Here is a 12,375-nt window from a genome sequence, read left to right on the forward strand (position 1 = left end):
GGCTGTGACATAAGTCTCTTCAATATGATATTAAACAAGTCTCCCGAAATCTTTTTTGATTTCGGGAGACTTGTTTCTTTTTACTACTTTTTAATATATTATCTAATTAGAAAAATAAAAAGGAACACTGGCCTTCGACCCCCAATGCTCCTTAATTTAATCCTCGAAAGGACTTAAAAATGCAAAATTATTATAACATAAATCAGACTTGTTTAGCCATCTCAACTGACTATATACCAGAAAAGAATAACACTGCGTGTTATATCAATACGCTAATCGAAAAATTAGAAATAAAAGAACCTTATCTTTTTGGTCGCCCCCGTGAATATAATCTTTCAGCTTTATTGAAGTTATATCTTTTTGCTATAACTCGAGGTGTTTTTAGTAGTCGTCGGGTCGCCTTACTAGCACAAGAAAATTTATCGGCACGTTGGTTAACACAAGAGCAAATGCCATCTTACCGAACTATTGTCCGATTTAGAACGTCGAATGAATTAACTGATTTAATTGATCGCAGTTTAGATACCTTAGTCGAATATTTACGACAACAAAATATGATTAGTGATGCCATCTTTATTGATGGTACTAAGGTTTTGGCTAATGCTAATAAATATAGTTTTATTTGGAAAAAGAATACAATACGTTTTGATCAAATGAATCGCGAAGCGATTTTAGAGCTACTAGTTGAATTAAAAACAGCGCATGCTGCTTGTAAAGTCCCAGAAGGCTCCAATCTAACACTAGAAATGATTGAAGAAGTTATCGATCGACTTGATCAGAAATTAGTAGCATTAGACCAGGAAGTTTCAAGAACTAAGAAGATAAGTCCCAATCCAGCTAAAAGAATTCGAAGAACCCTAAAATCTAAGAAGAATCAATTAACTAAACGCCAACATAAATTAAGTGAACATGAAGCACAAATGAAAATATACGGTACTCGAAATAGCTATTCTAAAACTGATCATGATGCAACTTTTATGCGTATTAAAGAAGATCCAATGTTAAATGGTCAACTTAAGCCAGCTTATAACTTACAAATTGCGACCAGTAACCAATTTATTTTGGGCTACCAATTATTTCAAAATCCAACAGATACTAGAACACTTCAACCGTTTCTTAAAACGTTAAGTACTCATAATAAATTAGATAAATACATTGTTGCCGATGCCGGATATGGATCAGAATCAAACTATCGTTTCATTGAAGATGAATTACCAAATCAAACTGCTATAATTCCTTACGGTACCATGATTAGAGAACAAAGCAAAAAATGGCGAACTGATGATAGAAAAGTTATGAACTGGGATTATCATGAAAATAATGATTACTATATTGATCCGCACGGCGTGCGATTTAACTTTAAAGCGTATCGGAAAAGAACCGATAAATATGGAATAGTTCGTGAATTTAAAGAATATCAAGCAGAGTTACTAGATGAGAATCAGATAATTATTCCTGCGGCTAAAACACTTAGAGGTGCACGTCGTAAGATTCAAGTTAACGGATCTTGGGAATATTTTAAGGCACAACAATGTGAACGACTTTCTGAACCAGAAACGGGTCAAATTTACGCGCACCGTAAAATTGATGTAGAATCCGTTTTTGGTCGAATGAAGGCCTCTTTGCCGTTCAATCAATTTCTATTGCGAGGGATTGAGAAGGTTAAAAAGGAAGCAGGTTTGATAGTAATGGCATTAAATATCCAAAAATTAGCCAGTTTAGGAGGTAAATAATACTTCTGTTTTCTATATTTTTTTAAATAAAAAGAAATAAGGCTCCAGAAATCAAAAAATGATTTCCGGAGCCTTATTTTGAACTTTATTGAAGGGACTTATGTCACAGCCCCTTTTCCAATTTTAAAATATTCAAGTAAGGATTGATACAACCTGATCAATATTATCTTAATTAGTCAATTATATTCATGATTAACCCAATAACATTTTTCGTCACCAATGTCTTACCGATATACTAACTTAGGTTCATCATGTACTTGAACCTTAATATAATTAGTCTACTAATTGAACTTTCAAACTGTTTGTTGTTCCTTTTTCACCAACTGGAAGACCAGCAGTGATTAAGATAAGGTCACCTTTTTTAGCGAAACCTAATTCTTTAGCTTTTTCAGTTGCTAAACTAAACAATGCATCTGTTGATGCTGGTTTTTCAGCAATGATTGGGTGAACACCCCAGTTAACTGATAAACCATGACGAGTTTGTTCGTCAAAAGTAATAGCTAAAATATCTGAGTCAGGACGGTATTTAGAAATCATACGTGCTGTTTGACCAGATTTTGTAGCAGCGATGATAGTTTTAATACCTAAGCTATCAGCTGTTTCAGCAACAGCACGACCAATAGTTTCAGTAACATCATTTTTGTCAAATTCATTTAATGCAAATGAGCTATGTGCACGCAATGCATTTTCAGATTTTTCATCAATACGAGCCATTGTTGCAACTGATTCTACAGGGTAGTCACCATTAGCACTTTCACCTGAAAGCATTGTTGCATCTGTTCCATCAAATACGGCATTAGCAACATCAGATGCTTCAGCACGTGTAGGACGTGGGTTTTCTTGCATTGAATCAAGCATTTGAGTAGCAGTAATAACTGGTTTGCCCAAAGCGTTACATTTTTTGATTAAGTCTTTTTGAACTAAAGGAACATTTTCAGCAGGAATTTCAACACCCATATCGCCACGGGCAATCATTAATCCTTCAGAAACTTCCATAATAGCATCAATATTATCGATACCTTCTTGTGATTCAATCTTAGGGAAGATTTGAACATGTTCCATTCCTTTTTCTTCAAGTAAAGCGCGGATATCTAAAACATCAGCTGGTTTACGTACAAAACTTGCAGCAATGAAATCAATGTTTTGATCTAAACCAAAACGAATATCGTCTGAATCTTTTTCAGTAATACCAGGTAAGTTAATTGATACACCAGGAGCGTTAACACCTTTACGTGAACCTAAACGACCAGAATTCATAACAGTTGTTACTAATTCGTTAGCAGCTGTATCAATTTCATCAATTCTCATATCGATAAGACCATCATCAAACAATACGTGGCCTCCAACATGAACATCTTCAATTAAACCTGGGTAAGTAACAGCAATCTTTTCTTTTGTTCCTTCAAGTGAATCATCCATTGAAATACGAACAATATCATTAATTTCAAAGTTGATTTTACCTTCTTTTTGAACAGTAGTACGGATTTCTGCACCTTTAGTATCAAGCATGATACCAACCATTTTACCAGTAATTTTTTCTGCTTCATGAACTAATGTCATACGACCTAAATGTTCTTCATGGTCACCATGAGAAAAGTTGAAACGGAAAACATTAGCACCGGCTTCGATTAATTTAACAATTGTATCAAGATCTGAACTGGCTGGACCAAGTGTACTTACGATTTTAGTTTTTTTCATTAGATTATGATCTCCTCTTAGTTTACTTATTATTTATAAATAACAATAACAGTATTATATTATTTTGGTGTTGAAAGTCGTGTATTTAAGTCTAAAAGACTCAAATCTGTATGATGTTTATGTTCTTCAAGCGTTGCAACAATATCTTCAGCAACTAATTTGTTGTCTTTAATACCAATTGCTAATCCGCCTTTACCTTCCATAAGAAGTTGAACAGCATAATCACCAAAACGACTTGCTAAGACACGATCTTTGGCAGTTGGTACGCCACCACGTTGTGTATGGCCTAAAATAGTCACACGTGTTTCAAAATTACCATATGTGTCTAATTCAGCAGCAAATTCACTAGCTCCCATAACACCTTCAGCTAATACGATAATTCCTGAATCTTTACCATGTTCACGGTTACTGTTGAGCTTGTCTGCAATTTCTTGCATGTTATATCCTTTTTCAGGAATAACAATAACATCAGCACCACCAGCAATACCGGACCATAAAGCAATATCTCCAGCATTTCTACCCATTACTTCAACGATAAACGTACGTTGATGTGAACGAGCAGTATCGCGAATACGATCAATTGCATCAAGAGCTGTGTTAACAGCTGTATCAAATCCAACTGTGAAATCTGTATCAGGAATATCATTATCGATTGTTCCTGGAATACCAACAGCGTTAAATCCACGTTTTGTGAGTGCTAAAGCACCATGGTATGAACCATCCCCACCGATAACAACTAAAGCATCGATACCGAACTTTTTAAGTTGTTCGATACCTTTTAATTGTCCTTCAGCAGTTGCAAATTCAGGATAACGGGCTGAATATAACATTGTTCCACCGCGTTGAATAACATCATCAACGTCAGCATATTCAATTTTATGAATATCGCCAGCAACTAAACCAGCAAAACCATAATTAATACCGTATGCTTCTAATCCTTCACCAATTACACGACGTGCAACAGCACGAACTGAAGCGTTCATACCTGGCGCATCTCCACCACTTGTTAAAATACCAATGCGTTTCATTTCTTCACCTCAATAAGTAATTTAAGTACATATTTCACTCACTATATTAACACTTTTCAGAAAAGTTGTCTTGTTAAATGTGAAAATATTTTCAGTATTTTCAAGAATAAATTACTTAATGACGACATTTTCAGAACCTAATATTTTTGTAAGCGCTGTATGTGTTTCTTTGTCGTTCCTTAACCAATAAGTTCTATCTAAACTAATTTTACGATTGTCTTTTTCATAGTACAAAATAACCGGTGTTTGACCTAACCTTATTTTCATGGTTTGCATTAATTTTTCTATTTTTTCATTTGTTGTTTCTTTAGTAATCTTCAAAAACCATTTTTTTTGAGTTATTCGTTTAAAATAATCATCTGCTAATTCTATTTTTTTAACAATAATTTGTAATCCTCTATTTGTTTCAACATCCCCCGAAACGACAACGACCTTATTTTTTTCAAGTAAAGATTCTTTCTGTCGAAATAAATCAGGAAATATTGTCAAATCAATCTCACTTGTTTCATCCGAACCATTTACAAAGGCCATTTGTTGACCCTTCTTTGTTCGAATAACTTTTACTCTCGTAAGATTAACTAAAATGGTTACATGTGTCTTATCAGATATTTCCGATATTTTTTTAAAATCGCTTTGATTTAGCTGTTTCCGATACTTCTCAACCGGATGTCCCGAAAGATACGCACCTAAATATTGTGATTCTTTTTCTAATCGAACCATTAATGGAAAGTTTGATTGTCTTGCTATCTTAGGTGTTAATAATTCAAATAAATTAGTATTATTTCCACTTAAATCAATACTACTAATTAATTCTGGTAGAGCACTAATCAACTCAGCACGATTATATTCAAATTGATCAAAACACCCAGAATATATTAAAGCTGAAATATTTTCCTCATTTAAATATTTTTTATCTATCCGATGCAGGAAGGATTGGAAATCTGTGAACAATTCTTTTTTCCGTAATGTAATGATATGTTCAATAAAGTCTTTTCTAAGTCCTTTAATACTATTTAATCCAAATAAAACAATATTTTGTCTTAAACTAAAACCTACCTCGCTCATATTAATATCAGGTAATTTAATTATTACATGATATTGCTTTGCTTCCACTAAGTATTCTTTTATTTTTTGCGGATTATTACCAACGGAATTTAAAATAGCTTCAAAAAATGCAGCTGGAAAATTAGCTTTAATATAGGCTAATTGAAAAGCAATTTTACTATAGGCAACGGCATGTGAACGATTAAATCCATAATTAGCAAACTGCTCAATATAACTATAAACTGTTTTAGCTACATCTTCTTGAATTCCATTATCATATGCCCCATTGATAAACTGAGTACGCATTTCATCAATAGTCTTTTTTTTCTTTTTACTCATTGCTCGGCGTAGTAAATCAGCTTCACCAAGTGTAAAATTACCCATCTTTGATGCGACCTGCATAACCTGCTCCTGATAAACTAATACACCATAGGTTGACTCAAGAATTTGTTTTAAACTATTGTCCGGAAATGTTATTTTTTCAAGATGATGTTTTCGTGCAATAAATGTATCTATATTTTCCATCGGACCCGGCCGATATAACGCATTTACAGCTGCGATATCTTCAAAAGATGTTGGTTGTAATTTTTTTAAAACATTTTTGATACCATTAGATTCAAATTGGAAAACACCGGATGTATCACCTAATCTAAAAAGAGCTAATGTTTTTTCATCTTCTAAATTAATGAATGCTGGATTGAAGTCTGCTTGATAATTCTTTTTAACCTGTGTTACAGCTTGATCTAAAATATTTAAATTACGTAGACCTAAAATATCGATTTTTAATAAACCAACATTTTCAACTATATCTTTAGAATACTGCGTTAAAAGAATATCCTCACTTCCATTTTGTAACGGAACCACTTCTCGTAAATCAATTTGGCTCAATACGACCCCTGCTGCATGCGTAGAGTAGTGTCTTGGAATCCCTTCGATATGCTGCGCAATTGTAAAAATATTTTTATTTTTGGAACTATCATTAACTAAATTACGTAATTTTTGTGATTGTGCTAGCGCCTCTGTCAACGTAATTTTCAAAACATTTGGAATTGAATCACTCCACCCTTTCATTTCAAAAGGTGATACACCAAATACTCGACCAACATCCCTCAAAGCCTGTTTTGCTGCCATTGTGCCAAATGTAATAATTTGAGCCATGTGATAATGTCCATATTTTTGATGTAAATAATTAAGGATTAGTCCACGTTTATCATCTGGAATATCTAAATCAATATCCGGCATCTGAACACGTTTTGAATTCAAAAAACGTTCAAACAATAAATTATATTTAATTGGATCAACATCCGTAATCGTTAAAACGTAGGCTGTGATCGATCCAGCAGATGACCCTCGTCCTGGGCCAGTTATAATATTTTGCGAATGAGCATAGTTCATAATATCCCAAACGATTAAAAAGTAATCTTCAAATCCCATTTGTTGAATAACGTTTAACTCAAGTTCTAATCTTTGTTTATATTCCTTAGGTACACCATTTGGAAACCGCTCATTTAATCCAGTATTACACATACTTCTCAAATAACTATGTGCTGTTTCATTATTAGGTAATGGATACTCAGGTAGTTTGGGTTGTGAGAATGTTAATTCCAGAGACGTTTCATCTGCTAAATTTTGGGTTTCTTGAATTGCATCTGCCATTAGCAATTCTTGATATTGCTCCGTTATCTCTTTTGGATTTCTTAATGCATATTCTCCCTGAATTTGTTCATCAACTTTATTAATTAAAATCGTTTCACCAGTACTAATTGCCTTTAACACATCAATATCAAACTGATTTTCAGCATCCAAATAAGCTACTTCATCTAGCGCAATTACACGAATATCAAAATTTTGAGCTAAAGATTTAATTGATTGTGCCGTAATTTTATCCATTAAGTGAGATAGGCCAACTCGAATATTTTCTGAACCTATTAAGCTTTGATATTTGGCTAATAATTCTTTTGCATCGGATATTTGACTTTGTTCAATTAAATAACTAAATTCACTTTTTTCACTAGGTGATAATATAAATAAACCGTCTAAATAGTTAGTTAAACTACTAAAGTTTAACTTATCATCATTTAAGGTCATTTTTAAGGTCGATAATTGCATTAAATTTTGATAACCTTGTTTATCTTTTGCAATAAAGGTCAATTCATATTCATGGTTTGTTTCGATTAAACCGGAGATATCTAACGTTAGTCCGATAATTGGCTTAATTTCAGCTTTTTGACAGGCATTATAAAAATCAATTGCACCATACAATGTATTATTATCTGTTAAGGCAATTGCTTTATAGCCTTTACTTTTAGCACTTTGAACAAGATCATTAATTTTAGTGGTGCTTTGTAATAAGCTGAATGAACTTTTAACTTTTAACGGAACAAACATTTTATCCCCCTTTTCACGTATCTATTAATGTTATTATACAAAACTTTTTAACAATACCCAATAGACACTAAAAAGCTTTTGCAAAAATAATTATTTGTGCTAAAATTAGCTTTGAATGTGAGGTGCTGTTCTATGATGAAACAATTAACAATTCTCTTTTGGGGCTTCATTTTTGGTGAAGTAATTGGTTATATCGTAAGCTCACTAACTGGTACATTGTTTGCACCAGTTTTGTTAATCGGTATTATTTTTGCAGTTACCGGCTTAATTGTCGTAAATTGCCTCTACGCCATTCTCAAAGATCCTAAATCAGATAAATAAAAAAAGATAAACTAATTAGTTTATCTTTTTTTTGGCTTTATAAGACTATAAGGAAAAATTTGAGAAAGAAAGGTCTCAATATGTCCTCTAGTTTAACTCATCCACACTATTTAATAATACCTATTTTGTTTCTTCAGATACTAATTTTATAATTTCTAGAACAACATCCGTTGCTTTTTCCATTGTTTCAACTGAAACAAATTCAAATCGCGCATGCATATTTTCTGCTCCAGCAAATATATTTGGTGTTGGTAATCCCATGAATGAGATTTTTGAACCATCTGTCCCACCACGTACTGGATAGATATCCGGTTTAATTGCTAAATTTTCCATAGCTTCTTTAGCAACAGTCACAACAGTCATATCCTTCTCGATTACTTCACGCATATTGTAATATTGATCTACCATATCAATTGTCACACGTTCAGAATCAAAATCAGCATTCATTTTATCAGCAATACCCATCATATACTTTTTGCGATCTTCGAATTTTTGGCGATCATGATCACGAATAATATATACCATTTTTGCTTCATCAACTGTACCTTCTACTGAAATTAAATGGTAAAAACCTTCGCGGCCTTCAGTTTTTTCAGGTACTTCATCTTGTGGTAATAATGAGTCAAATTGATTTGCTAACTTACTTGCATTAATTAAAACACCTTTAGCAGTTGCAGGATGAACTTCCTTACCTTGAATTGAAACGACTGCTTGAGCAGCATTAAATGTTTCATATTCTAATTCACCTAATGGTCCACCATCAACAGTGTAAGCTAAATCAGCTCCAAAATCGGCTACGTCAAATTTATCAGCACCTACCCCAATTTCCTCATCAGGTCCAATACCAACTTTAATGTCACCATGCTTAATTTCAGGATGTGCAACTAAATAAGCTACAGCAGTAATAATTTCAGCTACTCCCGATTTATCATCTGATCCTAATAGTGTTGAACCATCTGTTGTAATTAATGTATTGCCTTTATAATTTTTTAAATTTGGAAATTCTTTAATAGTTAGTTTAAATTTACCATCATCGTCAAGATTAATATCAGATTCGCCATCATAATTTTCAACGAATTGGGGGTTAACACCCTCTGCTGTAAATGCAGCTGTATCCATATGTGAAATAAAACCAACCGCTTTAACGTTTTTACCAGCTTCTAAATTACTTGGTAATGTTGCTAAAACATACCCACTTTTTTTAGAAATACGTGCATCCTTTAATCCAATTTGTAAAAGTTCTTCCTTTAATTCTTTCGCAAATTCAACTTGAGTTTGCGTTGAAGGAGTTACCCCTGAATTTTCATCAGAACGAGTTTCTACTTTAACATACTTAATAAAACGTGGAATTAATTCTTCATATTTTGTCATGATAGCGTATCTCCTAATCTATTATTTAATATCTCTAATCATACTCTAATTTTAAAATTAAATAAACTGAAATGGATCTGTATTAATATCTGATTCAATAATCTCAATTTGCCAATTATTTTCTAGATTCCATTCTCCAAATAACCGTTTCAATTGTGCTTTACAGATACTTTCAACATGATGGCCCGGATCAATAACTGACAACCCTTCTGCTAACATGTCATGAGCCGTGTGGTAGTAGACATCTCCTGTTACGTAAACATCCGCCTGCTGCTTAATTGCCTCATGATAAAATTTACCACCATCACCACCTAGAACTGCAACACGCTTAATTGATTGCGTCAAATCATTAGAAATCAGTCTTAATCCACTTATGTTAAATTGCTTCTTACAATATTCAGAAAATTCAATAACAGTCATAGGACTAGTTAAATTTCCGATTCGACCCATTCCATAATCTGAACTATTTGTATGCACTAACGGGATTGTTTCTTGTAATTTTAAACGACTCGCTAACCAATCATTCATCCCACCTGTAACATTGTCTAAATTAGTATGAGCTGCATACACTGTTATATTATGACTCAATAAATCGGCATACATTTTATTTTGAGGATTCGTAGTATCCAAATTTTTTGCCGGTCTAAATATTAATGGATGATGTGCGAAAATAAAATCTACATTTTTATTAATTGCTTCTTGGACAACTTCTGGACGAACATCTAAAGTTGTCATTACTTTAGTAACAGTATTATTAATATCACCTAATTGTAGGCCTACTGGATCACCAATTTCAGCCATACTTTTTGGAGCAAATACTTCGAATTGATTGACTAAATCAATAATTTTTGTCATCCCAGCATCTCCTCAATTTCTTTGATATCAACTTCTAATATCCTTTTTTTATCAATAGGAACTTTATTTGCTGCCTCAAAATTTTTTAAAACTTTACGCTTTTTTTCCATTTGCTTGTGCCATTTAGCTTTGAATACATCGCTTTGCTCAATTCTTAATTTAGGTCCATACTTTAAATCTAATATCGAGTAGCTCATTTTAGTGTTAACTTTCTCAGCAACAATAATTTCATAGACATGATGGTCGTCTTCGACAATATCTTCATCAATAATTTGATATGAATGATCCATTAACCATTCTCTTATTAATTTTTGTCCAACATTAGGTTGAATAATTAAACGACGGACACCCGTTAATTTTTCTAAATCGGCAGTAAATATATCCTTTATTAAAGGGCCACCCATTCCGGCAATTGTGATAGTATCAATATTATCGTCTAATTTAATTGCCTTTAACCCATTAGCTAATCTTGGCATTATCATGTGGTCTAATCGTTCTGTATTAATTTCTGTTACGGCATTTTCATAAGGCCCTTTAGCTACTTCTCCAGCAACAGCATATGAAATAATTTTATTAATAGCTAAATACGCAGGTAAGTAAGCATGATCCGATCCAATATCGGCCAATCGTGCATTTTTTGGTACAAATTTTGCAACTCGAACTAATCGATCTGATAAATGTCGTGCATCCATTTCTTGATCCTCTTCTTTCGTATCTTATCTTTTCTTATTATAACTAAAAAAGGACCATTATAAAACAGGTTTCGTTTTATAATGGTCCTTAAATTTTTTATTCTAAGAAATCTTTTAATTGTTTTGAACGAGATGGATGGCGTAGTTTACGTAATGCTTTAGCTTCAATTTGACGAATACGTTCACGTGTCACTCCAAACACTTTACCAACTTCTTCAAGTGTTCTTGTGCGACCATCATCAAGACCGAATCTTAAACGCAGAACATTTTCTTCACGATCTGTTAATGTATCAAGAACATTTTCTAGTTGCTCCTTCAAGAGTTCATAAGCCGCATGGTCAGCTGGACTAGTTGCATCTTGATCTTCAATAAAATCACCTAAATGTGAATCATCTTCTTCACCAATTGGTGTCTCTAATGAAACAGGTTCTTGAGCAATTTTTAAAATTTCACGAACTTTTTCGGCTGGCATAGCTGGCATATCCATTTCAGCACCAATTTCTTCAGGAATTGGTTCGCGAACAAGTTCTTGTAATAATTGGCGTTGAATTCTGATTAATTTATTAATTGTTTCAACCATATGAACTGGAATTCTAATTGTACGTGCTTGATCAGCAATAGCACGTGTAATTGCTTGTCTAATCCACCATGTCGCATATGTTGAGAATTTAAATCCTTTACGATAATCAAATTTCTCAACAGCCTTCATTAATCCCATGTTACCCTCTTGAATTAAATCAAGAAATTGCATTCCACGACCAACGTAACGTTTAGCAATTGAAACAACTAAACGTAAATTAGCTTCTGCCAATTTTTGTTTTGCTTCTTCGTCGCCTTCTTCAATTTTTAATGCTAAAGCAACTTCTTCTTCAGCTTTTAAAAGGTTAACACGACCAATTTCTTTCAAATACATTCTAACTGGGTCATTAATTTTTATTCCAGTTGGTGCTGATGTGTCTTTTAAAGCTTTCTTTGTAACTTTTTCAGCTGCTTTTAAACTATGTTCACTTGGGTTTCCCTCTTCATCAACAACAGCAATACCAGCATCTGCGACTTTTTGAAGTAATTTATCCATACGATCAGCATCTAAATGGAATGGTGTTGCTAGTTCATCTGTTAAATTATCATACTTAATTTCTTTTTTTACTTTATATTCCTTGATCAACTTCGTTTGTGCTTTTTTAAAGCCTTTTTCGTCAAATTCTGATTCTTCAACTTTTTCTACTTTTTTTACCATTAATAATT

Annotated in this window: 7 protein-coding genes and 2 pseudogenes; 2 read left to right on the forward strand and 7 right to left on the reverse strand. The window is 33.1% G+C overall.

The features are described from left to right. Positions 1–179: 179 nt before the first annotated feature. Positions 180–1,724, forward strand: a pseudogene (locus tag AC1RPH_RS03280) (IS1182 family transposase); the annotation flags it as partial. Between the two features lie 288 nt (positions 1,725–2,012). On the opposite strand, the pseudogene pyk reads toward AC1RPH_RS03280, so the two are convergent. From pyk to dnaE, 3 genes and pseudogenes are all read right to left on the reverse strand, one after another. Then, positions 2,013–3,431 (reverse strand): annotated as a pseudogene (pyk, locus tag AC1RPH_RS03285) (pyruvate kinase); the annotation flags it as partial. A gap of 59 nt (positions 3,432–3,490) precedes the next feature. After that, positions 3,491–4,459: a 6-phosphofructokinase gene (pfkA, locus tag AC1RPH_RS03290; RefSeq protein ID WP_481761352.1), complete on the reverse strand. Its 969-nt coding sequence runs from the start codon at positions 4,457–4,459 to the stop codon at positions 3,491–3,493. Between the two features lie 111 nt (positions 4,460–4,570). After that, on the reverse strand, positions 4,571–7,891 hold the full coding sequence (gene dnaE, locus AC1RPH_RS03295) for a DNA polymerase III subunit alpha (protein WP_481761353.1): 3,321 nt from the start codon (positions 7,889–7,891) through the stop codon (positions 4,571–4,573). 132 nt (positions 7,892–8,023) lie between these two features. On the opposite strand from dnaE, the gene AC1RPH_RS03300 reads away from it, so the two are divergent. Further along, complete coding sequence (locus AC1RPH_RS03300; RefSeq protein ID WP_409022496.1) at positions 8,024–8,212, forward strand: YjzD family protein; 189 nt, start codon at positions 8,024–8,026, stop codon at positions 8,210–8,212. A gap of 120 nt (positions 8,213–8,332) precedes the next feature. On the opposite strand, the gene pepT is transcribed toward AC1RPH_RS03300, so the two are convergent. The 4 genes from pepT to rpoD all read right to left on the reverse strand — a co-directional run bounded on the left by pepT (position 8,333) and on the right by rpoD (position 12,367). Beyond that, positions 8,333–9,583 carry a peptidase T gene (gene pepT / locus AC1RPH_RS03305; RefSeq protein WP_481761354.1) on the reverse strand — a complete coding sequence of 417 codons (1,251 nt, stop codon included), beginning with the start codon at positions 9,581–9,583 and terminating at the stop codon, positions 8,333–8,335. Between the two features lie 57 nt (positions 9,584–9,640). Further along, on the reverse strand, positions 9,641–10,438 hold the full coding sequence (locus tag AC1RPH_RS03310; RefSeq protein ID WP_481761355.1) for a Nif3-like dinuclear metal center hexameric protein: 798 nt from the start codon (positions 10,436–10,438) through the stop codon (positions 9,641–9,643). Next, positions 10,435–11,130, reverse strand: a complete 696-nt coding sequence (locus AC1RPH_RS03315) for a tRNA (adenine(22)-N(1))-methyltransferase (protein WP_481761356.1) — start codon at positions 11,128–11,130, stop codon at positions 10,435–10,437. The genes AC1RPH_RS03310 and AC1RPH_RS03315 overlap by 4 nt, the downstream gene beginning before the upstream one ends. A gap of 97 nt (positions 11,131–11,227) precedes the next feature. Beyond that, positions 11,228–12,367 carry an RNA polymerase sigma factor RpoD gene (gene rpoD, locus AC1RPH_RS03320; RefSeq protein ID WP_409022492.1) on the reverse strand — a complete coding sequence of 380 codons (1,140 nt, stop codon included), beginning with the start codon at positions 12,365–12,367 and terminating at the stop codon, positions 11,228–11,230. Positions 12,368–12,375: the final 8 nt, after the last annotated feature.

Source organism: Dellaglioa sp. CoH-57-MRSF-16 (assembly GCF_056782055.1).

What these genes read in the sequence shown, in the direction of transcription:
- pfkA (WP_481761352.1), bottom strand. Translation starts at nt 4,459, where the DNA reads ATGAAACGCATTGGTATTTTAACAAGTGGTGGAGATGCGCCAGGTATG.
- dnaE (WP_481761353.1), bottom strand. Translation starts at nt 7,891, where the DNA reads ATGTTTGTTCCGTTAAAAGTTAAAAGTTCATTCAGCTTATTACAAAGC.
- AC1RPH_RS03300 (WP_409022496.1), top strand. Translation starts at nt 8,024, where the DNA reads ATGATGAAACAATTAACAATTCTCTTTTGGGGCTTCATTTTTGGTGAA.
- pepT (WP_481761354.1), bottom strand. Translation starts at nt 9,583, where the DNA reads ATGACAAAATATGAAGAATTAATTCCACGTTTTATTAAGTATGTTAAA.
- AC1RPH_RS03310 (WP_481761355.1), bottom strand. Translation starts at nt 10,438, where the DNA reads ATGACAAAAATTATTGATTTAGTCAATCAATTCGAAGTATTTGCTCCA.
- AC1RPH_RS03315 (WP_481761356.1), bottom strand. Translation starts at nt 11,130, where the DNA reads ATGGATGCACGACATTTATCAGATCGATTAGTTCGAGTTGCAAAATTT.
- rpoD (WP_409022492.1), bottom strand. Translation starts at nt 12,367, where the DNA reads ATGGTAAAAAAAGTAGAAAAAGTTGAAGAATCAGAATTTGACGAAAAA.